General features: G+C 67.7%; 25 protein-coding genes. 11 read left to right on the plus strand and 14 right to left on the minus strand.

What is annotated here, in order from left to right; translation table 11 throughout:
- Positions 1 to 101: 101 nt before the first annotated feature.
- On the plus strand, positions 102 to 1,280 hold the full coding sequence (locus tag IT779_RS03435) for a lytic transglycosylase domain-containing protein (protein WP_196147609.1): 1,179 nt from the start codon (positions 102 to 104) through the stop codon (positions 1,278 to 1,280).
- Positions 1,281 to 1,374: 94 nt separating this feature from the next.
- Positions 1,375 to 2,244 (plus strand): helix-turn-helix domain-containing protein, encoded by an 870-nt coding sequence (locus IT779_RS03440; protein ID WP_196147610.1) that lies wholly within the window; start codon positions 1,375 to 1,377, stop codon positions 2,242 to 2,244.
- 4 nt (positions 2,245 to 2,248) lie between these two features.
- Here the strand turns inward: IT779_RS03440 and IT779_RS03445 are convergent, their stop codons facing one another.
- Together IT779_RS03445 and IT779_RS03450 are read right to left on the minus strand one after the other, a co-directional pair.
- Entirely contained in the window at positions 2,249 to 3,076 is an 828-nt protein-coding gene (locus tag IT779_RS03445) for an ABC transporter permease (protein ID WP_196147611.1), read from the minus strand.
- A complete protein-coding gene (locus IT779_RS03450) occupies positions 3,046 to 3,843 on the minus strand; it encodes an ABC-2 transporter permease (protein ID WP_232541359.1) in 798 nt (265 codons plus the stop codon). Before IT779_RS03450 ends, IT779_RS03445 begins: the two co-directional genes overlap by 31 nt.
- 220 nt (positions 3,844 to 4,063) lie before the next feature.
- Here IT779_RS03450 and IT779_RS03455 point away from each other — a divergent pair, with 220 nt between their 5' ends.
- Together IT779_RS03455 and IT779_RS03460 are read left to right on the plus strand one after the other, a co-directional pair.
- Positions 4,064 to 5,461: an APC family permease gene (locus tag IT779_RS03455; protein ID WP_196147613.1), complete on the plus strand. Its 1,398-nt coding sequence runs from the start codon at positions 4,064 to 4,066 to the stop codon at positions 5,459 to 5,461.
- 85 nt (positions 5,462 to 5,546) lie between these two features.
- Positions 5,547 to 6,044, plus strand: a complete 498-nt coding sequence (locus IT779_RS03460; protein WP_196147614.1) for a hypothetical protein — start codon at positions 5,547 to 5,549, stop codon at positions 6,042 to 6,044.
- 10 nt (positions 6,045 to 6,054) lie between these two features.
- On the opposite strand, the gene IT779_RS03465 is transcribed toward IT779_RS03460, so the two are convergent.
- Together IT779_RS03465 and IT779_RS03470 are read right to left on the minus strand one after the other, a co-directional pair.
- Positions 6,055 to 6,513, minus strand: a complete 459-nt coding sequence (locus IT779_RS03465; protein WP_232541360.1) for a hypothetical protein — start codon at positions 6,511 to 6,513, stop codon at positions 6,055 to 6,057.
- A gap of 31 nt (positions 6,514 to 6,544) precedes the next feature.
- Complete coding sequence (locus IT779_RS03470) at positions 6,545 to 7,387, minus strand: SDR family oxidoreductase (protein ID WP_332838629.1); 843 nt, start codon at positions 7,385 to 7,387, stop codon at positions 6,545 to 6,547.
- 68 nt (positions 7,388 to 7,455) lie between these two features.
- On the opposite strand from IT779_RS03470, the gene IT779_RS03475 reads away from it, so the two are divergent.
- Positions 7,456 to 7,803 (plus strand): winged helix-turn-helix transcriptional regulator, encoded by a 348-nt coding sequence (locus IT779_RS03475; protein WP_196147615.1) that lies wholly within the window; start codon positions 7,456 to 7,458, stop codon positions 7,801 to 7,803.
- 281 nt (positions 7,804 to 8,084) lie between these two features.
- On the plus strand, positions 8,085 to 8,594 hold the full coding sequence (locus tag IT779_RS03480; RefSeq protein ID WP_196147616.1) for a peroxynitrite isomerase: 510 nt from the start codon (positions 8,085 to 8,087) through the stop codon (positions 8,592 to 8,594).
- Between the two features lie 28 nt (positions 8,595 to 8,622).
- On the opposite strand, the gene IT779_RS03485 is transcribed toward IT779_RS03480, so the two are convergent.
- From IT779_RS03485 to dxr, 5 genes are all read right to left on the minus strand, one after another.
- A complete protein-coding gene (locus tag IT779_RS03485; RefSeq protein WP_196147617.1) occupies positions 8,623 to 10,410 on the minus strand; it encodes a penicillin-binding transpeptidase domain-containing protein in 1,788 nt (595 codons plus the stop codon).
- A gap of 62 nt (positions 10,411 to 10,472) precedes the next feature.
- The gene (locus IT779_RS03490) at positions 10,473 to 11,327 is read right to left on the minus strand and encodes a GNAT family N-acetyltransferase (RefSeq protein ID WP_408637722.1); all 855 of its coding nucleotides are present in this window, start codon (positions 11,325 to 11,327) and stop codon (positions 10,473 to 10,475) included.
- Positions 11,328 to 11,427: 100 nt separating this feature from the next.
- Entirely contained in the window at positions 11,428 to 12,579 is a 1,152-nt protein-coding gene (gene ispG, locus IT779_RS03495; RefSeq protein WP_196147619.1) for a flavodoxin-dependent (E)-4-hydroxy-3-methylbut-2-enyl-diphosphate synthase, read from the minus strand.
- A gap of 172 nt (positions 12,580 to 12,751) precedes the next feature.
- The gene (locus IT779_RS03500) at positions 12,752 to 13,951 is read right to left on the minus strand and encodes a M50 family metallopeptidase (RefSeq protein ID WP_196147620.1); all 1,200 of its coding nucleotides are present in this window, start codon (positions 13,949 to 13,951) and stop codon (positions 12,752 to 12,754) included.
- A 192-nt stretch (positions 13,952 to 14,143) separates the two neighbouring features.
- Positions 14,144 to 15,283 carry a 1-deoxy-D-xylulose-5-phosphate reductoisomerase gene (dxr, locus tag IT779_RS03505; protein ID WP_196147621.1) on the minus strand — a complete coding sequence of 380 codons (1,140 nt, stop codon included), beginning with the start codon at positions 15,281 to 15,283 and terminating at the stop codon, positions 14,144 to 14,146.
- A 107-nt stretch (positions 15,284 to 15,390) separates the two neighbouring features.
- Between dxr and IT779_RS03510 the strand changes: the two genes are divergently transcribed.
- From IT779_RS03510 to IT779_RS03520, 3 genes are all read left to right on the plus strand, one after another.
- Positions 15,391 to 15,660: a DUF2631 domain-containing protein gene (locus tag IT779_RS03510; protein ID WP_196147622.1), complete on the plus strand. Its 270-nt coding sequence runs from the start codon at positions 15,391 to 15,393 to the stop codon at positions 15,658 to 15,660.
- A 103-nt stretch (positions 15,661 to 15,763) separates the two neighbouring features.
- Complete coding sequence (locus tag IT779_RS03515; protein ID WP_198428058.1) at positions 15,764 to 15,991, plus strand: CopG family transcriptional regulator; 228 nt, start codon at positions 15,764 to 15,766, stop codon at positions 15,989 to 15,991.
- Between the two features lie 149 nt (positions 15,992 to 16,140).
- The gene (locus tag IT779_RS03520; RefSeq protein ID WP_196147623.1) at positions 16,141 to 16,605 is read left to right on the plus strand and encodes an SRPBCC family protein; all 465 of its coding nucleotides are present in this window, start codon (positions 16,141 to 16,143) and stop codon (positions 16,603 to 16,605) included.
- A 144-nt stretch (positions 16,606 to 16,749) separates the two neighbouring features.
- Here IT779_RS03520 and IT779_RS03525 read toward each other — a convergent pair whose 3' ends face one another.
- Positions 16,750 to 17,892, minus strand: coding sequence for a LysR family transcriptional regulator (locus tag IT779_RS03525; protein ID WP_232541361.1), 1,143 nt, complete (start codon positions 17,890 to 17,892; stop codon positions 16,750 to 16,752).
- Here IT779_RS03525 and IT779_RS03530 point away from each other — a divergent pair.
- Complete coding sequence (locus IT779_RS03530; RefSeq protein ID WP_196147624.1) at positions 17,831 to 18,244, plus strand: DUF5997 family protein; 414 nt, start codon at positions 17,831 to 17,833, stop codon at positions 18,242 to 18,244. The genes IT779_RS03525 and IT779_RS03530 overlap by 62 nt on opposite strands.
- Before the next feature lie 10 nt (positions 18,245 to 18,254).
- Here IT779_RS03530 and rlmN read toward each other — a convergent pair whose 3' ends face one another.
- Positions 18,255 to 19,364: a 23S rRNA (adenine(2503)-C(2))-methyltransferase RlmN gene (gene rlmN / locus IT779_RS03535; protein ID WP_196147625.1), complete on the minus strand. Its 1,110-nt coding sequence runs from the start codon at positions 19,362 to 19,364 to the stop codon at positions 18,255 to 18,257.
- 126 nt (positions 19,365 to 19,490) lie between these two features.
- Here rlmN and IT779_RS03540 point away from each other — a divergent pair, with 126 nt between their 5' ends.
- A complete protein-coding gene (locus IT779_RS03540; protein WP_196147626.1) occupies positions 19,491 to 19,835 on the plus strand; it encodes a LapA family protein in 345 nt (114 codons plus the stop codon).
- A gap of 7 nt (positions 19,836 to 19,842) precedes the next feature.
- Here IT779_RS03540 and IT779_RS03545 read toward each other — a convergent pair whose 3' ends face one another.
- The 3 genes from IT779_RS03545 to pyrH all read right to left on the minus strand — a co-directional run bounded on the left by IT779_RS03545 (position 19,843) and on the right by pyrH (position 22,332).
- Positions 19,843 to 20,889 carry a phosphatidate cytidylyltransferase gene (locus tag IT779_RS03545; protein ID WP_198428060.1) on the minus strand — a complete coding sequence of 349 codons (1,047 nt, stop codon included), beginning with the start codon at positions 20,887 to 20,889 and terminating at the stop codon, positions 19,843 to 19,845.
- 107 nt (positions 20,890 to 20,996) lie between these two features.
- Entirely contained in the window at positions 20,997 to 21,554 is a 558-nt protein-coding gene (gene frr / locus IT779_RS03550; RefSeq protein WP_196147627.1) for a ribosome recycling factor, read from the minus strand.
- A 49-nt stretch (positions 21,555 to 21,603) separates the two neighbouring features.
- A complete protein-coding gene (gene pyrH / locus IT779_RS03555; RefSeq protein WP_196147628.1) occupies positions 21,604 to 22,332 on the minus strand; it encodes a UMP kinase in 729 nt (242 codons plus the stop codon).
- Positions 22,333 to 22,397: the final 65 nt, after the last annotated feature.

Raw genomic sequence — 22,397 nt, forward strand, 5'->3', positions numbered from 1 at the left:
ATGACTGTTCTTCAAATTTCTGGACGGTGCCGTTCGGGGAAGGCACCTCACCGCAGGTGAGACGCGCCGATCCCGCGCCATCGGGATGGGTGTGTGGCCGCATGCGTATATCTGCCCCGATCACCGTGTCGGCATTGTTGGCGGCGGGCGTCGTCATGACGGGTTCCGCCGCGAAAGCGCCACTGCCCGAACCGGAATCCGCCACCGCGAGCGTCCTCGCCGCCGCGGCGGGTCTGCCCGCGATCACCGCCGTGCCCGCAGGCGCCGCCGAGACGACCGTCGGACTGCTGCCCGCGCTGCCCGCCGCCGCACGGACCCTGAACGCTGTCACACCGGCCGCCGACGCGACATCGACGACCGCGACCGCCGTCGCGGTGCACGAGATCTCCCTCCCGAATTCCACCGGTGCGCTGGGGATTCCGGAAATCGTGCTGGCGGCCTACCGCAATGCCGAGTTGGCCATGGCCTCCGCGCAACCGTCCTGCGGGCTGAGCTGGAACCTGCTGGCGGGCATCGGACACATCGAATCCGACCACGCCTTCGGCGGACGCACGGATGCCTCGGGCGCCACGACCACACCGATTCTCGGTCCCGTACTCGACGGCACCCTGCCCGGTAACGAGGTGATCCCGGCCGCGAACGGCGGCTACGTGCGCGCGCTCGGCCCCATGCAGTTCCTGCCCGACACCTGGAATCGGTACGCCGCCGACGGCAACGGCGACGGAACAACCGACCCGCACAACGTCTTCGACGCCGCGCTCGGCGCGGGAAAATACTTGTGCTCGGGCGGCCTCGACCTCCGCGATCCGGCGCAGGAACTGCGCGCGGTGCTGCGCTACAACAACTCGATGGCCTACGCCGCCGACGTGCTCAGCTGGTCATCGGCCTATCGCGGCGGCGGCGCGCCGACCAGGGTCGCTCTCTCGCCCGAAATCGTGCCGCCACGCGCCACCTCGTCCGATCCGGGACTGCTCGCCGTGGGGTCTCGGGCCGAGGACCGCCCACTCACCCTGCAGCCGATGGTCGAGGTCAGCGCGCCGCCACGCGTGACACCACCGCTGGTCAGTATGCCCGGCCTCACCCTCGAATGCGGAGTGCTCTGCACTCCTATGCATTCCGATCCCGCCGACACCGAGCAACCCGGTCGGCCCTCGGCCCCCGAACCGTTCCCGCTCGAAGAACAGCAGCGACAACCCGAATCCGTCGCACCGCCCACGCATCAGCCGAGCATCACGCTGCCGATGGGCATCGTCATCCCATTGCCGATGCCGCAGACCTGAGCGAGGCCCGAATTCGGATATTCCGCACCGCGAAACCCATAACGACGCGGCGATATGAGAGTCGAATACCGCTCGGGATGGAAGGATTGGCCACATGGCAGGCAAGCGCACCGTTCTCACCGCCGGATTGCGCCGTCTGGCCGCCTTGTTGTTCGAGATGCGCGAGGGCGTCGAGCTGAGCAAGGAGGAGGTCAGCGGCAAGACCGGGATCAATGTCACCACGCTGTATCGCATCGAGGCGGCACAGGCCAGGCCGCAGCGGCGCACCCTCATGACTTTGCTCGACCTGTACGACATCGAACCCGATCGGCGCAAATACGCGCTGGATCTGCTGTCGGACGCGCAGAAGCCCGGAATGTCGCGGCCATACGAGGCCAATCTCACCGAAGTCTATTCCGCGTATATCAATTTCGAATCCGAGGCGCTCTCGGCGCGCCACTACCAGACCTCCTATATTCCCGGCCTGCTCCAGACCCCGCAGTACGCGAGCGCGGTTATCGACACCTCGATGCCGAAGGTCGAAGCGGCGGTCACCGAGAGCAGGGTGGCGGCGCGCATGAATCGCGCCATCGTCCTCACCAAGGAGGAGCCGCTCGAATTATGGGTAGTCCTGGACGAGGCGGCCATTCGCCGCGTGGTCGGCGGCCCCGAGGTCATGTACGGACAGCTCGGGAAATTGGTGGAGCAGAGCAAACAGAAGAACATCATCCTGCAGATCCTGCCCTTCGACGCGGGCGCGCATCCCGGTATGCCCGGCTCGTTCACACTGCTGGATTTCCCCGAACCCAACGATCCCGAACTGGTCTACGTGGAAGGGATCGCAGGCGACGAATTGATCGAGGGCCATGCCGAGATCCGCCGCTTCGGCGTGATATTCGACCAGCTGCGCGCCATGGCGCTCAGTCCGCGCGATTCCATCGCCCTGGTCCGCGACGTCGCCGAGGCGTCCCCTGGCCGCCGATGACCGGTCAGCGGCGGCTCGCGCGCCGGTAGCCGACGGCCGCGGGAATCGCGAAGACCAGCAGCGCGCCCAGCGACCAGATCGCGGTGGCGCCGAGCGGTTCCCGCACCGGCCCGCCCGCCGCGAGTCCGCGCATCGCGTCGATGGCGTGGCTCATCGGCTGATGTTCGACGATGGGCCGCGCCCAGCCGGGATAGGCGTGCGTGGGCGCGAATCCGGTGCTGAAGAACATCAGCAATGACGAGGCCAGCGAAATCGCCTCGACCAGTGCCGCTTTCGCGCCGAGCGTGGCGACGGCGGTGACCAGGGTGGCGAATCCGAGTCCGTACATCAGCGGAACGCCCCACAGCGCCGCGGCCGCCGACACACCCCGCTCGAAACGGAACCCCAGGACCGTGCCGACGCCGAGCAGAACCGTGGTGCACAACAGAATTCGGATTCCCTCGGCAACCACGCGGGCCGCAAGTCCCGACGCCCTGTGCACCGGCAACACCCAGAACCGGGCGAGCAGCCCGGCGTCGCGTTCCCGCCCGAGGGTCACCGCGCCCGCCAGCGAACCCGACATCACCCCGACCAGCACCACCATCGGCACCGAACCGTAGAGCGCGTTCGACCCGGCCGCCGCCGAGATCTGTTTGCCGAGCACGGTATTCAACACGACCAGCAGCAACGCCGGGAACAGCAGCGACTGCACGACGGTGAACGGGTCGCGCCACCAGCGCACCAGCAACCGCCGGGTCTGCACCGCCGTCTGGGTCGTCGCGTGCCGCCAGGTCTCGGTCGGCCCGACCACCCGCGGCGCGATCACCACGACCTCCGCCGCGCGAGCCCCCATGCCGCCGCCCCGAACACCGCGAGCAACCCCGCCGCCCACGCGGTCGCCGGACCGAGGACAGCGAATCCCACCTCGCCCGCGTTCCCGGACGGATCGCCCGCGAACGCGCGCAACGCGAACACCCATTGCGACACCGGCTGGTCGCGCGCGAAACCCCTGATCCAGGACGGGAACTGCGCGGCGGGCGCGAACCCGGTCGAGACCATGCCGAGGATCAGCTGCGGCAGCACCAGCGACTGGGTGCTCGCCTCCGGACTGCGCGTGTACGTACCGAGCGCATCCGCGCCGACACACAGGGTCACCGCGATCAACCCGGCGAAGGCCACGAAACCCACTGTGTCGGCGAGACTTCCGTAGAAGCGCACACCGATCACGAATCCGCACAGCAGCGCCGCCGCCAGCGCGACCGCGGCACGATACATCGCCGCGGTGATCCGCGCGACCAGCGGCAGCGCGGTCGGCATCGGCATGGCGCCGAATCGCCGATTGAGCCCGTCGCGGGCGTCCACCGCCGCGCGGAAGGCGGCCGAGGTCGCGCAGAACGAGATCGACTGCATGACGATCATCGGCATCAGGAACTGGGCGTAACTGCTCAGCCCGTGGCCGTACACGTTCATCACCATGTTCAGCGGCACATAGAAGCCCAGGGTGAACACGGTGGGCGCGAGCAACGCGGTGAACACCTCGCCGTTGCGCAGCGATGGCCTGATCGCACGCGCGGCCAGGACCCACCACTGGCGCGCGGCGGGGACGAGCACGTCGAGCATCGGCACCTCCATCCCGCGCGGCCGTGCCCGACAGCCGCCCCGCGGTACAGCGCGAGGGGTGCGGTGCGACGGGGCACGGCCGCTATGGGTATAAACGCGACAGCGGCCGGACCGGTTCACCCCGAATCGGATTCGGCGCCACCGCACGGAAGCACGGCGACTACTCGGCACCCGAACGGGGTATCCCCCTATTCCGTTCCGAACCCAGGAGAGACACGTCATGGCAGATGTGACCGCCGAATCAGGGCAGACACCAGAACCGACGCTCAAACGTGTGATGGGTCCTGGCCTGTTGCTGCTGTTCATCATCGGCGACATCCTCGGCACCGGCATCTACGCGCTCACCGGCAAGGTCGCCAACGAGGTCGGCGGGGCGGTGTGGGTGCCGTTCCTCGTCGCGTTCGCGGTCGCGCTGGTCACCGGGTTCAGCTACCTGGAACTGGTCACCAAGTATCCGCACGCCGCGGGCGCCGCGCTCTACACGCACAAGGCGTTCGGTGTGCACTTCCTCACCTTCATGGTCGCTTTCACGGTGATGTGTTCCGGTATCACCTCGGCCGCCACCGCCGCACGCGCCTTCGCCGCCAACTTCGCCGAAGCCTTCGAATTCGACCTGAGCACCGGCATCGGCGTCACCCTGGTCGCGCTGGCGTTCATGCTCGTGGTCGCCGCGATCAACCTGCGCGGGGTCAGCGAGGGCGTGAAACTCAATGTGGTGCTCACCTGCGTCGAGCTCAGCGGACTGTTGATCGTCATCGTGATCGGACTGTGGGCGCTCGGCTTCGGCAACGGCGACTTCGGCCGGGTGGTCGAATTCGACACCGGTGACCGCAGCGCGCTCGGCGGCGTCATCGTCGCGACCACCCTCGCCTTCTACGCCATGGTCGGATTCGAGGATTCGGTGAACATGGCCGAGGAATGCAAGGAGCCGAGCCGGATCTTCCCGAAAGTCCTGCTCGCCGGACTGATGGTGACCGGACTCATCTACGTGCTCGTCTCGATCACCGCCATCGCGCTGGTGCCCCCGGGCGAACTCGGCTCGGGCGACACGCCGCTGCTGAAGGTCGTCGAAGTCGGCGCGCCAGGATTCCCCACGCATATCTTCGCGTTCATCACCATGTTCGCGGTCGCCAACTCCGCGCTCATCAACATGCTCATGGCCAGCAGGCTGCTCTACGGCATGGCGCGCCAAGGCGTGATCCCGCGCCCGCTCGGCAAGGTGCACGCGGGCCGCCGCACGCCGTACGTGGCCATCGCCTTCACCACCGTGCTCGCCCTCGGCCTGATCCTGTTCGTCGGCGAAGTGCCCGAACTCGGCGGCACCACCGCGCTGCTGCTGCTCGCGGTGTTCACCGTGGTGAATATCGCGGTGCTGGTGCTGCGACGCGACCCGGTCGAGCACGACCACTTCCGCACCCCCACCGCTCTGCCCGTCGTCGGCGCGCTGACCTGCGGATTCCTGGTGACGCCGTGGACCGATCGCAATACCCAGCAGTACGTCATCGCGGGCATCCTGCTCGCCATCGGAATGGTTCTCTGGCTCGTCAACCACGTGCTGATCCGGGTGCTGCACCGGGAACCGCCGAAGACCGAGGAGGTCACGGCATCGGAAGGTTGAGCGACGGACATCGGGGTACTTCACGGGCGTGAAGTCCGGTATGCGGGTATGAAGCCGCTCGACGGGATCGGTAAGGTGTGCCCCGATGACCAGCATGGAAGCCCACTTCGGTGACGCTGCCCGCACGGTGCCGCTCCCCAAACCGTGGAACCTCAACGCCTATCTCGCCGATGTCGCCGCGCACCGCGGTCGTTCGATCGCGCTGCGCCCGGTGTCCGCCGAACTGCTCGCCGAGAAAGGTTGTCGCGGCAAGGGACTGTGGGTCGCACGCGCGTACGACGACATCATCGTCTACGACGCCGACGCCACCGACCGCAATGCCGAGCACATCATCCTGCACGAGATCGGGCACATGTTGCTCGGCCACGACCACTTCGACGAGGAACCCGAGCAGACGGCGCTCGCCCCGTCACTGGCGGCGCTGCTGCCCTCGCTCGGCTCCCGACAAGTGTTCGGGCGCACGGAATTCGGCGCCGACCGCGAACAGGAGGCCGAGGTCTTCGCCGACATGACCATGGTCTACGCCACCCTGCCCGGTAAGCGCGGGCGCGGATTCCGGCTGTTCGGCCGGGGAAGCCGCTGATCTTCGCCGGTCAGCAGGTGCCCGCGCGCAGGCCGTCCACCAGACCCTGGTAACTGTCGGCGACCTCGCTCACCCGCATCCACGCCTCGGCGCTCGACACATCCGGCGGATCCGGAATCGGGCTGTGGGTCTGCGCGACGAGTTCGGCCAGCCGGTCGACGACGCGGCCAACGGTCTCGTCCTCGGCGCCGACCGACTCGTAGGGAATCGGCGTCACCAGGGTGATCCACCGGTCGACCGCCCGAACCAGCTGCGTCCGCCGCCGATCCAGCTTCGAAACATCGAATCGCGGTGCGCGCTCCCGGATCTCGTGCAGCCGCGCCAGCTCGCCCGCCGCGTCCAGCATCGGATGGTTGTCGTGCGGCAGTCCCCGGCAGGCCGCGATGATCAGCTCCTTCGCCGGCAGCATCCATTCCTCGCGCACCGCCGCCCGATCGCGCACATCGGTCTTGCCACGCACATTCGTCATAGCCTCGCGCCGCCTGTCCATCGGCCTCCCATCAGCCACCGAATTCTCTCTCGAGCGACGCCGCGGACAACCCCGAACCAATGCGGACAACCAGGTCGTCCCCCTTGTCCGCCCCCACGCCTACAGCCCCGACCTCGACCAGATAGTCCGCCCCACCGACATACACGGTGCCCCCGGACACGCCCGTCGCCCGTGTCGCGGCGGCAACCGCGCCCGCGAATTCGGCGACGGTGGGCAGTTCCCCGTGGCTCTTGCGCGCCGACACCGCGTCCGGATTCCGCCGCTCCAACAAGGTGACGATGATGGTGCCCTCGATCATGTCGCCGGAGACCACCCGCAGCTCGATACCGCGCGCCTCGAGTTCGGGAATCATCGCCCGCAGCGCGTCCTCACCGGCGCGCTTGCTCGCGGCGATGGGCGCGTAGTCCTCGGGGACCGGTTTGCGCCCGTGGAAATGCGCCTGGTGGCTGGTCACGAAGACGATGCGGGCGCCCGAACGCATATGCGGCGCCGCCGCTTCCACCAGTCGCCGCTGGGCGTCGCGGTTGATGGCCATGGCGTATCCGGGGTCGGCGCCCCGTTCCAGGCCGCCGGAGGCGTTGAGCACGAGCACGTCGAGGCGGCCGAATTCCGCGACCACGCCGTCGATCAGTGTCCGCGCGGCCTCCGGTGCGGCGATATCGGCGCCCGCCACCGACGCGCTGCCGCCCGCCGCCCGGATCGCGTCCACCACACCTTGGGCGCGCTTGCGCTTCTCGCGGTAGTTGACCACGACGTGATCGCCCTCGGCGGCGAGGACGCGGGCGGTCTCGGCGCCGATGCCGCGCGCGGCGCCGGTGACGAGGACGATGCGTTGTCCGGTGGTGTCCGACACTTCCACTCCTCACTCACCGGAGGTCCCGGCGATTTGCTTCTGATTTCGAATCACTATGGTAGTTCGAAATGAGAAGTGCAAGCGGAGCGAAGCCCTCCAGAGGTCACGAAGACCCGGCGAACGAACCGGTGCTGGCAGCCATCGAACTCCTCGGCAGGCCATGGACCCTGCGCGTGCTCTGGGAACTCGAACCCGCACCCCTCGGCTTCCTCGAACTGCGCAGGCGCATGGGGCAGTGCTCCTCGAGCGTGCTTTCGGTACGCCTGCAACAACTCCAAGCCGCCGACCTGGTCGTCAAGACCCCCGCCAAGATCTACGAACTCACCCTCGCCGGAACCGAACTCGGCACCGCCCTGACCTCGGTATGGGACTGGTCACGTCGCTGGGCCGACACGGCGGACAGCGGCTCCGGGTGAGCACGCGGCGCCGGGACCTGCCTAAGACCGGTCCCGCCGCGGCGGACGGCTACTCCGAGAGGTGACGAAGCCGAGGCGTGGGGGGCGCCACACCAGCACCGGCCGCGCCCGCCGGACTCGCGCGACCGCCCGCGCCGACCACCGGATCACGCCCGGTAGCTGCGTCTCGGTGCGCCTCGGCGGCAACAACGAGTTGCTCGGCTCAGATGCTCACGATTCCGGGACGGCGACGCAATCGGGCGGTCGCCGGTGTGTCGGTGGCGGTGAGTTTCGAGGGCACTATGCTGTCGCGCGTGGTCGAACCCCAACAGCCCGTGGCACCGCACCCCGATGTCGCTCCGCTCGCACCGCTGCTCGGCGCGTGGCGCGGGGCCGGGCACGGCGAATACCCGACCATCGAATCGTTCGACTACCTCGAAGAAATCCGCTTCGGTCATCTCGGGCGGCCCTTCCTCACCTACAAGCAGCGCACCCGCGCCGCCGACGGCGGACGGCCCATGCACGCCGAGACCGGATATCTGCGCTGCCCTCGGCCACGACGCCTGGAACTGATCCTCGCCCACCCCACCGGGATCACCGAGATCTGCGAAGGCGAACTCACCGTCACCGACGACGAGCTGCGTATGGAATTCGACTCCACCGATATCGGGCGCAGCGGCACCGCGAAACTCGTCACCGCGCTGAGCCGCAGTTTCAGCCTCGTCGGCGACACCATCGATTACACCCTGCGCATGGCCGCGGTCGGCGAGCCACTGACCCACCATCTGGCCGCCACCCTGCACCGCGTCTGAATCCCGCTGACCGCGGCAACGACATCTCTCAATAACCGGCAGGCAGCGCGGCGAGCATGTCGCGGGTCACGCCCACCGCGTTGTCCGAACTTCCGCCCTTGACCAGCAAGGTCGCGAACGCGAGATCACCGCGGAACCCGACGAACCAGGAATGTGATCCGCCCTCGACCTCCGCCTCGCCGGTCTTGCCGAACACCTCGCCCTGGTCGACGATCCGCTCGGCGGTGCCGCCGGTCACCACCATGCGCATCATGGACCGCAGACCATCGATGACCGCCGGTTCGACGGGCGGACGCGCACCGTCGACGATCGTGGGACGACCGGCGATCAGATACGGCACCGGCGCCGTGCCCGCGGCGATGGTGGCCGCCATCACCGCCATCCCGAACGGGCTCACCACGACCTTGCCCTGCCCGATGCCGTCCTCGGTGCGCTGCACCAGATCCTCCGCAGGCGGCACCGAGCCGGAGATCGTCGGCAGACCGGCCAGCGTATACCCCTGCCCCACACCGAATTTCGCGGCCGCCTCGTGCAGCGCCAGGCCGGGCAGCGCGCTGGCGAGTTTGGCGAAGGAGGTATTGCACGACCGTTCGTAGGCCGTCGCCATCGGCACATCGCCGACACCGAAAAGGTTGTAGTTGGGGATCGTCCGCTCGCCGATGACGATTCGGCTCGGACAGGGAACCACCGTGTCGGGCGTCGCGATACCCGCCGAGATGGCGGCCGCCGCGGTCACCGTCTTGAACACCGAACCCGGCGGATACTGGCCGATGGTCGCCACCGGCCCGTCCCGATCGGCGGCCCGATTCTGCGCCACCGCGAGTATCGCGCCGGTCGACGGACGCAAAACCACCATCATGGTCTGCTGGGCGGGCGCGTCCACCGCGCGCTGCGCCGCCGACTGCACGAAACGGTCGATACTCAGCGCGAACGACGGAGCCGGTTGCGAAGCAACCTCTTTCAACACATCGGTGTCGACTCCGTTGGCATTGACGGTGACCACGCTCCAGCCCGCTTTGCCGTCCACCTCGGCGATCACCGTCTGCCTGACCTGGGTCATCAGGTCGGGCGCGAAATCCCGGTCGGTCGGCATCAGATCCCATTCCTGGGTCAGCCGCACACCGGGCAGCCCAAGGATCTCATCGCGGACCTGGTCGAATTCGACCTCGCTCAGCAAGGCCACGGTATACGCGCCTGCCGCGGCCCGCGCGGAGTTCAGGACGAATTCCGGTGTCAGCCGCTTGTCGAATCGGATCAGCGCCGAGGCAAGCGCCTTCGCCGCCGTGCCGGCGTCCGCGGCCTCGGCGGGGGTGAACGCCACCCGAGTCACCTTGCCCGGCACCAGCACATCGCTGCCCGACGACTCGTTCACCCGTGCGCGCGGCGCCGGATTCGCGCGCAACATCATGGTCTGGGTATCCCCCAGTTTCGGGTGGATATCGGAGGAGGTCCAGCGCACCACCCAGCGTCCGTCGCTGCGGCCGAGCTGCAACTGTCCGGTGTAGCGCCAGGTCCGGTTCCTCGGCAGCGCCCACTCGTAGGTGTACTCGACGGTCGCGGTGTCGCCGGTCACTCTCGCCGCACCGGTCTCGGCGCGCAAACCCTCCGCCTGCAGGTGATCCCACGCGGATTCCAATGCGGCGACGGCCTTGTCCGGCACGGTGGTTAGCCCGGCGGCGCGATCGAGATCACGGGCGGCGAACGCGGTGACGAAGGCGTCGGCGGCGGGTACGGGCCCCTGTGAGCTCGCGGAGCATCCTGCGGCCGTCACGGCGAGCGCGATCACGACGGGTGCGACGATCAGACGAATCGACATCGACTCCGATGGTATCGGCCAACTGTCGGCAAATCACGGATTGCGCACTCGCGCGGCGCGATTCAGTCGAGCAGAATCGTCGCGAAGGTCGCGACCCGCCGAAAACCGACCCGCGCGTACGCCCGCCGCGCCACCTGGTTGTAGTCGTTGACATACAGACTCGCGGTACGCCCCGACGCAACCACCGCCTTCGCGATCGCCGCCGTGCCGCCGGTGCCGAGTCCGTGGCCGCGATGCTCGGGATGCACCCACACGCCCTGGATCTGCCCGGTGCGCCGGGACAGCGACCCGACCTCGGCCTTGAACACCACCTCGCCGTCGACGAAACGCGCCCAGGCCCGACCCGATTCGATCAGACTCTGGATCCGCCGCCGATACCCGCGCCCGCCGTCGCCCGCGCGCGGATCGACACCGACCTCCTCGATGAACATCGAGATCGCCGCCACCAGGTAGCGGTCGAGTTCGTCGGGCCTGGCGCGGCGCACCAGCGGATCGGGCGCCGCAACCGGCGACTCGGCGAGCGCGAGCAGCGGCTGTTCGCTGCGCAGCTCACGGGCGGGGCCCCAGCGCCTGCTCAGCAACTCCCACAGCGGCAGCGCCAACTCCTGGCGGCCGACCACCGACGAACACATCCGAGGCCATCGGATCGCCCGGTCGGCGAAGGCGCGCAACGCGTCGTGATCGCCGCGCAACGGCACCAGGTTGGCCCCGGAGAAGCAGAGCGAATCCTGCGGGCCACCCCGGGTCCACAATTCGCCGCTGCCCGCGCGTGTGTCGAGACCGAACTCCTGTACTCGGGCCGCGACCATGCACGAGGCCACCGGATCGGTGTCCAAAACACGGAGGACCTGTGCCAGGTCCTTGTTCGCGAGCTGACGCGCGGGCGCGATCCTCGCCCGGCGCGCGGGCTCCAGCAGACTCCGCACATCGACAGACTGCCACGAAAAGCGGCGGCGCGGTATGCGCATCCGGAAAAGATCACTCCGCGCCGCCGGATCCGACCGGTTCGGCGCGGCGTCAGCTCACGGTGACGACCGGTTCACCCGACTCCTCGCCCATTTCCTCGGCGATGCGCATCGCCTCCTCGATGAGGGTTTCGACGATCTGGGCCTCCGGCACCGTCTTGATGACCTCGCCCTTGACGAAGATCTGCCCCTTGCCGTTGCCGGACGCGACCCCGAGGTCGGCCTCCCTGGCCTCACCGGGACCGTTCACCACGCAGCCCATGACGGCCACCCGCAGCGGGACCTCCATCCCCTCGAGCCCGGCCGATACCTCGTTGGCGAGGGTGTACACGTCGACCTGGGCGCGGCCGCAGGACGGGCAGGACACGATCTCCAACTTGCGCGGCCGCAGGTTCAGCGACTGCAGGATCTGTCCACCGACCTTGACCTCCTCGGCGGGCGGCGCGGACAGCGAGACCCGGATGGTGTCGCCGATGCCCTCGCTCAGCAGCGCGCCGAAGGCCACCGCCGACTTGATGGTGCCCTGGAAGGCCGGGCCCGCCTCGGTGACGCCGAGGTGCAGCGGATAGTCCGACCGCGCCGCGAGCTGCCGATACGCCTCGACCATGATCACCGGGTCGTTGTGCTTGACCGAGATCTTGATATCGCCGAAGCCGTGCTCCTCGAACAGGCCCGCCTCCCACAGCGCCGACTCGACCAGCGCCTCCGGGGTGGCCTTGCCGTATTTCTCCAGCATCCGCTTGTCCAGCGACCCGGCGTTCACACCGATGCGGATCGGGATGCCCGCCGCGCCCGCGGCCTTGGCGACCTCGCCGACGCGGCCGTCGAACTCCTTGATGTTGCCCGGGTTGACGCGCACCGCGGCGCAGCCCGCGTCGATCGCGGCGAAGATGTAGCGCGGCTGGAAATGGATGTCCGCGATCACCGGGATCTGCGACTTCGCGGCGATGGTGGCCAGCGCGTCGGCATCCTCCTGACGCGGACACGCCACGCGCACGATGTCGCAGCCCGAGGCCGTGAGCTCGGCGATCTGCTGCAGCGTGGCGTTGACGTCGTGGGTCTTGGTCGTGGTCATCGACTGCACGGAGATCGGGTGATCGCTACCGACTCCGACATTGCCCACCATCAACTGACGGGTCTTGCGTCGGGGAGCGAGAACGGCCGCCGGCGCGGTCGGCATCCCCAATCCGATTGTGCTGGTCACTGTCGGCTGCCTTCTTTCCTGCGGTCTGAGCGTGCCGTTCGCCCGCCAAGCTTAGTCGCGTCGACGCGGGGACCACCGTGTGAGTGCGATGACAGACGCGCTGACAGCGACCTGTCCCCGGTTGCCCATCGCAAACCCGCCTCGGCGCGCTCGCGATGGGTTATTCGCGCGCCTAGAACAGCTTGATCGGGTTCATGATGTCGGCGGCAAGCGTCAGCACCATGTACGCGCCGCCGAGCACCACCGCGACATAGGTCACCGGCAGCAGTTTCAGGTAGTCCACCGGTGCGCCCGGCGGCAGACCGCGCCGGATGCGCAGGCTGTTGCGCACCTTCTCGTAGAGCACCACCGCGATATGGCCGCCGTCCAGCGGCAGCAGCGGCAGCAGGTTGAAGGCGCCGAGGAAGAAGTTCAGGCTGGCGAGCACGACGATGAAGACGTTCCACAGTCCGCGTTCGGCGCTCTCACCGCCGATCTTGCTCGCGCCGTAGACGCTCACCGGGGTCTCGGGATCGCGTTCGCCCCCGGTCACCGCCGTCCACAGCGACGACACTTTCTGCGGCATCTGGGCCAGCGATTCGAGGGTGCGCACGAACATGTCGCCGGTGAAGACCAGCGAGGCCGGGATCGCGGCGAGGACGCCGTACTGCTCGGGTTCGTAGTAGTCGGCGCCGACGCCGACCGCGCTGACCTCGCGGCCGGGCCCGCCGTCCTGCGGGTAGCGCATGACCCGCACCGGGTCGACCGGAATCGTGAGGGTCTGGTTGTCGCGACGCACCGTGTAGGTGAACGGACCGGTCTGCTTCTGGGTCTCGGACTGGAACTTCTGCCACGTGTCGACCGGGACGCCGTTGACCGCCGTCACCACGTCGCCGCGCCGCAGACCAGCCTGCTGCGCGGGACCCGAACCCGTGCAGGGCTGCGTACTGCGGTCCGGAATCTGCTGCGGCACACAGCCCATCGTGCCCAGCGCGGTGGCGGGCGGCTGATCGAAACGCGGCAGTCCCCAGCCGATGGCCAGGACAACGACCAGGATGAAACCGAGCAGGAAATTCATCAGGATGCCGCCGAACATCACCAGCAGCCGCTTCCACGTCTCCTGCCGGTACATGGCGCGATCCAGATCCTCCGGCTCCAATTCGTCGAGCGCGGTCATGCCCGCGATATCGCAGAATCCGCCGAGCGGCAGCGCCTTGAGCCCGTATTCGGTCTCACCGCGCCGGAAGGAGAACACCTTCGGGCCGAAACCGATGAAATAGCGCCGCACCTTCATGCCGGTGGCCTGCGCGGTCCACATGTGGCCGCATTCGTGCAACGCGACCGATATCGTGATGCCGAGGGCGAACAACACGAAACCCAATGCGAACACCATTGATGAACAGCCCTCCTGCGTGACGCGGCTCGCCTCTCACACCGGCCGCCGGATCGGCCGCGAACATCCGGATGCTCGCGACCTGCTCGATCGAGCGCACCCGACCACAGTAGCCGCAGGCCAACCGGCCCTCACCCGACAGTCTGCCAGGCGGGGTCATACGCGCGCGTCGAATCACCCCGCCGCGGCGGATCAGCCCTCGACCAGTGCGCGCGCGTAGTCGCGCGCCCAGCTGTCGGCGGCAAGTACATCCGCGAGGTTCTCCGGTTCGGCTCGCCACCGATCCGCCGCCTCCACCGCGCGCGCCACCGTGCCCACGATCGTCGGGAACGAGATCTTCCCGTCCAGGAACGCCTGCACCGCGATCTCGTTGGCCGCGTTGTAGACGGCGGTGACGCTGCCGCCCGCCGTCCCCGCCTGCCGCGCCAACTCGACCGCGGGGAACACCGCGGCGTCCACCGGCTCGAAGGTCCAGGTGGCGGCCGTGCCGAAATCGCAGGCCGCGGCCGCGCCGGGCACCCGGTCCGGCCAGCCGAGCGCCAGCGCGATGGGCAGCTTCATATCCGGCGGACTGGCCTGGGCGAGTGTGGAACCATCGGTGAAGGTCACCATGGAATGCACGATCGACTGCGGGTGCACGGTCACGTCGATGCGGTCGTAGGGGATGCCGAACAGCAGGTGCGTCTCGATCAACTCGAGTCCCTTGTTGACCAGCGACGCCGAGTTCAACGTGTTCATCAGGCCCATCGACCAGGTCGGATGGGTTTTCGCCTCGGCCGGGTTCACCGACTCCAGCATTTCGGCGGTCCAACCGCGGAACGGTCCGCCCGAGGCCGTGAGCACCAGGCGATCGACTTCCTCGGCCCGACCGCCGCGCAGGCACTGGGCCAGCGCCGAATGCTCCGAGTCCACCGGCACGATCTGCCCCGGCGCGGCCGCACGGGTCACCAGCGAACCGCCCGCGACCAGCGACTCCTTGTTGGCCAACGCCAGTCTCGTGCCCGAACGCAACGTCTCCAGAGTCGGTTCCAGCCCCAACGACCCCACCAGCGCGTTCAGCACCACATCGGCCTCGGTGCGGCGCACCAACTCGGTCACCGCCGCCGGGCCGCCGAGTTCGAGTCCGAGCGCCCGCGCCGCACCAGGATCGGCCACCGCGACATTGCGAGTGCCCGTCGCCGTCATCTGCGCCGCGAGTAGCTCGGTGTTCCCGCCCCGCGCCGCCAACCCGACCACCTGGAACTTGTCGGGGTTGGCGGCGATCACCTCGAGCGCCTGGGTGCCTATGGATCCGGTGCTGCCGAGCAGCAGAACTCTCACGATGTCGGACACGGCCCCATTGTGGCAGGGCCACTGGCTACGACGGACGGTCGTATGTCACGATATCCGGGAAGCGCCCCGCATACGGGCCAACCCGAACCTCGAATCAAGGAGCGATCGTGGCCGCCACGGAACTCGAACCCGCCAACACCGAGCGCGCCGTCGTCACCCACGTGGACACCGCCGAGGTTCCTTCGGCCGAATGGGGCTGGAGCGGCGAATCCCCCCGCACCTTCAAGATCGCCGCCATCGTCGTCGCCGTCATCCTGCTCGCGATGATCATCGGCAACCACAAGGGCAAGATCGAAGACCTGTTCCTCATCGGCTTCGCGGCCTCCCTGATCGGCATCGTGATCTACGACAAGATCTACTCCCGCAAACCCCGCTGAACCAGGCTCACCTCGCCGCTCCCGTGCCGCACGGGGCCGGTGAGCTTTTCTCGAACGCCAATGGCATATATGTCGCGGTGCTCATATACCTCTGAAGCGGACGATGGTTTACGCCGATGCCGATGATCTGGCCGTGATCAAGGATGCGGCCGCGCGCGAAGACGTCAGCGAGGCGGAACTCGTCCGCGCTGCGATACATCCGGCCGCACAGCGTCTACGCCGCAGAACCGAGCCGCTACGACTGCGCCGATTCGCCGGCGGTGACCCCGCGCTCGCCGAACGCGTCGATGATTACCTCGCCGACGACTTCGCCAACACCCCGATCACGTGATACCCGGCGGCGAACCAGGCAGCGAACACAAAGCGTTCCGCCTCTTCCCCGACGATCTGCTCCAGCACCCAATTCATGCCTGTTGCCTATGAATCGGGCCGGAGAATGTCACTCTCGCATGAGGGTTCGGCTGTGCAATGGTGGAGGGTATGACTGAAGAACGGTTCGAAGTTCAGCGGCAGATCGCGGCGGCGCCCGCGGAGATCTTCGGCGTATTGTGTTCGCCGGACGGGCATGTGGCGATCGACAGCTCGGGGATGCTGCAGTCGGCGGAAGGCGAAGATGTCACGGCGGTGGGTGACCAATTCGTCGTGCACATGGATCGGGAATCGCTCAACGACATGCCGTTGGGCAAATACGACGTGACGGTCGTCATCACCGGGTTCGATCAGGACGCCCATCTCGAATGGGGGATCGCGGCGGCCATCGACCCGCCGATCGAGCATCGGTACGGATACCGACTGGAACCCAGCGACGTCGGCACGCTGGTCACCTCGTACTACGACTGGAGCCAGATCGCGCAGGTCTACCGGGAATCGGGCCTCTTCCCGGTCATCCCCGAGGCTGGCCTACGCGCCACGCTCGGCATTCTCGCCCGTACCGTCGAGAAATAACTCGTGCGTATCCGGCGGCGGTCGTCACAACCGCCGCCGGGTCAGCGGCAGTGCGAACGCCGCGCAGTCAGGGGAATGGCGGACAGCGCCCAGTCGGCAGAAGTGAACGACAGCGTCGGTCCGACAGCAGGAACAACCTTCGCTTCAGCGGCTGCGGCGTTTCGGTATCTTTTTCGCGGCCCGTCGAGCCGGGACTGCTTTCTGGACGCCGCCGCGTCCGCCTGTGCTCTTCGCCCCGCGCCCGGCAGTCTCCACGCGTGCCGGTGACCGCGAACTACGCTCGGAGCGGCCGCGAACCACGCCGACGAAATCCTCGAAGGTCTCGCGGGTGCGCTCGGTCAGCCAGGCCAGCGCGATTTCGGTGTCCGGCGCGTCGGTGACCGTGCGGTAGACGAGGTCACGGCGGGCATGCAGGCGAGCGATCGAATGCGGAACTATCGCCAGACCGACGCCTGCGGCGACCATTTCCAAGGTGATCGCGGCATCGTCGACCGCGTGGTCCTCCTGCACGCGCTCGTCGGCCAGATCAGCCATGCCGACCTCGGCGAACACCGAAACCGGATGGTCCTTCGGCACCACGACCACCGGCACCTCGCGATACAGCGGTATGGCGCTGAGACCATCCCGATCGATCGGGAGCCGGACGAAACACATGTCAACGCGTTCCCCACACAGTGCGTCGAGCTGCTCGGCCGCCGCGACCGGCACCGTCTCCAACGCCGCGTCGGGAAAACGCTCGGCCCAGATCCGTGTCCATTTGGAAACGGTGACACCGGGCACGAATCCGACGCGCAGCGACGCGGCCGTCACCGATTCCGGTTCGATCGCCACGACCTCGGCGGCCGCGATCAAATCGGGCGCCTGTTCCAACAACACCCGACCGTCGTCGGTGAGCTGCGTAGGTTGCGCGCCGGGAACGAAGAGTTTCGTCCCCAATTCCTCTTCGAGTTCGATCACGGTACGACTGAGTCGCTGACGAGAAATGTTCAGCGCCTTCGCCGCACGCGCGAAATGCAATTCCTCGGCGACCACGCTGAACCAGCGCAGGCGGGTGGGATCGATCGAGTCGAACCGGCTCATCGCACCAACGTTAGCCTGGTCATCCGCGACTCCCGACAGACGGCAGCGTCGATGGCGGCCATCCGACCGGCGATCGAGCCGCACCTGTACCGCACAACGGTGGGCGGCGGCTCGGGTCGCGCAGGCGTTCGCATAAACTTGCGCGGTGAGCCCCGACCGGAAACCGCAGACCATGAAGCCCCTCACGGCGGCGAACAAACTCGGCATCTACCTGCCTGCGGCGCCCGAAGAGTTCCGCGAGTCCGCCATAACACGCGAGGACCTGGAAAAACTGCGCACCGACCCACCCGCCTGGCTCACCGAACTACGCCGCACCGGCCCCTTCCCGCGCGACGTGGTAGCCCGCAAACTCGGCATCTCGCACAGCGGCCTGGCCCGCGCCGACGTCTCCGACGCCCTCACCACCGACCAGATCGACGCCCTACTCGCCGATCCCCCGGCCTGGTTGCTGCGCGAACGCGAATCCCTGGTAGCGGTACGCGCGGAAAACGAACGCATCAAAACCAAGGAAGCCGAACGCCGCGCCGCCACCAACCGCCCCGCCAAGAACCGAGCCTGAGACCGCCCGATCAGCCCTCGGCGGCGAGCTGGCCGCAGGCTGCGGCGATCTCCTGGCCGCGGGTGTCGCGGACCGTGCACGGCACACCTTGGGCGTTCACCCGGCGCACGAATTCTCGTTCGACCGGTTTGGGGCTGGCGTCCCATTTGCTGCCCGGGGTCGGATTCAGGGGGATGAGATTCACGTGCACTCGCGAGCCCAATGCCTTGTGCAATTTCTCGCCGAGCATGTCCGCGCGCCACGGCTGATCGTTCACTTCGCGGATCAGCGCGTATTCGATCGAGATGCGGCGGCCGGTGGTGTCGGCGTAGTAGCGGGCGGCGTCGAGTACCTCCGAGACCGGCCAGCGGTTGTTCACCGGGACCAGGGTGTCGCGCAGTTCGTCGTCGGGGGTGTGCAACGACACCGCCAAGGTGACGGCAAGTCCCTCATCGGCGAGTTTGCGAATCGCCGGAGCCAATCCGACGGTGGAGACGACCACATTGCGTTGGGAGATTCCGAGCCCGTCCGGCGCGGGTGAAGTGATCCTGCGCACCGCGTCGACCACGCGCTTGTAGTTCGCCAGCGGCTCACCCATCCCCATGAAGACGATATTGGACAACCGCCCGGGTCCACCGGCGACTTCACCGTCGCGCAACGCGGCCGCAGCGGCGCGCACCTGATCGACGATCTCCGCGGTCGACAGGTTGCGGTTGAGACCGCCCTGCCCGGTGGCGCAGAACGGGCACGCCATTCCGCAGCCCGCCTGGCTGGAGATGCACAGGGTGTTGCGATCGGAGTAGCGCATGAGCACGCTCTCCAGCAGGGTGCCGTCACCCGCGCGCCACAGCGTCTTACGGGTCTGCCCGTCATCGCAGGCCACGTGCTTGACCACCGACAGCAGCGGCGGGAACAGCGCTGCGCCCACCGCCTCGCGCACCGGGGCGGGCAGATCCGTCATCCGGCGCGGATCGGCCTCCAGCCTGGCGTAGTACTGCCGGGCGATCTGGTCGGCGCGGAACTTCGGCAGACCGAGTTCGGCGACTACCGCCTTGCGTGCCTCCGCGTCGAGGTCGGCGAGGTGCCGCGGCGGCATACCGCGACGTGGAGCGTCGAAAACCAGAGGCAGGGAGACGGTCATAGTTCCCCCATTCTCGCATTCGCCGGGCTCGGCGCGTATTCCGGCCGGAAGCGGGTACCGCGACATGGATGTCGGGTAGGCGCGCAAATGCTCGCCGAGGTCACAGGGGTCGGAGATGATGCAGTGATGTCCACGAATGCCGAAGATCTGCCGGGTGGCGCCGATTCGGTCGAACCGCCCGTCGCGCCGTCGGTTCCGCCGTCGACCCCGCCCCCGGTCACTCGACGCAAGTCGATCTCCTCGCGGACCGGCTACGCGTGGACCGGCCTCGTGGCGGGCGCGCTCATCCTGGTCGTCCTGCTGATCTTCATCCTGCAGAATTTGCAGGACATCCGGTTGAGCCTGTTCTTCTGGGAGTTCAACCTGCCGGTCGGCGTCGCTATCTTGCTGTCGGTGATCGCGGGCGCCCTGGTCATGGCGCTGGTGGGCGGCGTGCGCATCATCCAGTTGCGTCGCGCCGCCAAGCACTGACCGCCCGTCACAGCAGGGTGGACAGCACCAGCCACGAGACGAACGCCGAGGGCAGCATGGAATCGAGCCTGTCCATGATGCCGCCGTGACCGGGCAGCAACGTGCCCATGTCCTTGATGCCCAATTCGCGCTTGATCTGCGATTCGATCAGATCGCCCACCGTCGCCACCAGAACCAGGCCGACGCCGAGCACTACGCCGATCATCGAGTTCGCGTCCAGCAGCAGCGTCACCGTGAGCAGGCCGCCGATCACGCTGAACACCAGCGAACCGCAGAACCCCTCCCACGACTTCTTCGGACTGATCGATGGCACCATCGGATGTTTGCCGAACAGCACGCCCGCGACATAGCCGCCGACGTCCGAGCAGACCACCAGAATCATGAACGTCAGCACGCGCAGATTGCCGTCGGATTCGAGCAGCAACAATGTCGCGAACGAGGCGAGCAGCGGAATCCAAGCCAGGGTGAAGATCGTTATGGCCGTATCGCGCAGGAAATTGCGCGGCGCGGTCCGCAGACCGTGGTCGAACAATCGCCAGACCATGCACACCAGTGCGGTCGCGGCGAAAGCGCCCGCCACACCGCTGGCGCCGTACGGCCAGCCGAGCCAGAAGACCGCCTGGCCGCCCGCGATCAGCGGGATCCTCGGTACCAGGACATCGGCTTCGCGCAAACGTTTGGCGACCTCCCAGGTCGCGACGCCGACCGCCGTGCCCGCGACCGCGATGAACACCTTCGGGACGAAGAGCAGGATCAGGATCAGCGAGACGCCGAGGCCGAGGCCGACCGCGAGGGCGGCGGGCAGGTTGCGTCCGGCACGTGAACTCGAGGCGGCGGCTCCCGGCGGCGGCGCAGGCTCGGGCGAGGTCTGGGATAGCGCGGACGCGATGATGGATTCGGTCTCTCGACCCGTGCGATCGTCGGTCGGGTGTCCGGCACGCGCCGCGTCGCCGGAATTTCCGGGCGGCGCTCCCGGTGTGCCGTTGGCCGGCGTCGGCTCATCGGCCGCACCGGTCGCGGCGGCTTTCTCGGCCACGATTGTCCCGTCGCTCAACTCGTCGTTCCGTTCATCCCCCGCCCTGGCGGGTCTTCGCTCGCACCGAAATCCGGCGGGCACGGCGCCCCGACGCGCCAGGCCGCACCGCGCACACTCGGCGCGCCTCAGACCTCGAGCAGTTCAGTTTCCTTGTGCTTGACCAGTTCGTCGATCTGGCCGACGTACTTGGCGGTGGTCTTGTCGAGCTCCTTCTCCGCGCGCCCGACCTCGTCCTCACCCGCCTCGCCATCCTTCTGGATCCGACCCAGTTCGTCCATCGCCTTGCGGCGGACATTGCGGATCGCGACCTTCGCGTCCTCGCCCTTGCCCTTGGCCTGCTTGGCGAGTTCGCGGCGCCGTTCCTCGGTGAGCTGCGGCACCGAGATTCTGATGATGTCGCCGTTGTTGGTCGGATTGACGCCGAGGTCGGAGTTGCGGATCGCGGTCTCGATCGGACCGAGCTGCGCCTGTTCGTAGGGTTTGATCACGACCATGCGCGGCTCGGGCACGGTGATGCTCGACATCTGGGTGATCGGGGTCGGCGAACCGTAGTAGTCGACGACGACACGGGAGAACATGCCGGGGTTGGCCCGGCCGGTCCGGATGGTTCCGAGATCGTCCTTCGCCACCGAGACGGCTTTCTCCATCTTCTCCTCGGCATCGAAGAGGGCTTCATCAATCACGACCGTTCCTCCACAGCGTCGTCATCGTCATGATCCGCGGGGTGCGGGGTCAGGACCGTACCAGTGTGCCGATATTCTCACCGGCGACCGCTCGGGCGATATTGCCCTTCGTCAAGAGATTGAACACCAGCATGGGCATCTGGTTGTCCATACACAGGCTGAAGGCCGTGGCGTCGGCGACCTTCAGACCGCGTTCGATCACCTCCTTGTGGGTGATCTCGGTGTAGAGGGTCGCGCTCGGGTCGACGCGCGGGTCGGCGCTGAACACTCCGTCGACCGCCTTGGCCATCAGCACCACGTCGGCGCCGATCTCCAGCGCGCGCTGCGCGGCTGTGGTGTCGGTGGAGAAGTAGGGCATGCCCATGCCCGCGCCGAAGATCACCACGCGCCCCTTCTCGAGGTGGCGCTTGGCGCGCAACGGCAGATACGGCTCGGCGACCTGCCCCATCGTGATGGCGGTCTGCACCCGGGTGTCGATGCCCTGCTTCTGCAGGAAGTCTTGCAACGCAAGGCTGTTCATGACGGTGCCGAGCATGCCCATGTAGTCGGAGCGGGCGCGGTCCATACCGCGCTCCTCCAGTTCGGCGCCGCGAAAGAAGTTGCCGCCGCCGATCACGACGGCCACCTGGATGCCGTCCTCGACGACCTCGGCGATCTGTTCGGCGACCGTCTGCACGACATCGGGATCGAGTCCGACGGAACCGCCGCCGAACATCTCTCCACCCAATTTCAGAAGCACGCGGCGATATCCTGGACGTTCGGTCCCGGGTTCCGGCATCGTGCTCGTCTCCTTCAGCGGTGTTGGTCTTGTCGACACGGCGAGTCATCAGGCAAATCGGATAC

The sequence above is a fragment of the Nocardia bovistercoris genome (genome assembly GCF_015674855.1).
In the GTDB taxonomy this organism is placed as follows: Bacteria; Actinomycetota; Actinomycetes; order Mycobacteriales; family Mycobacteriaceae; genus Nocardia; species Nocardia bovistercoris.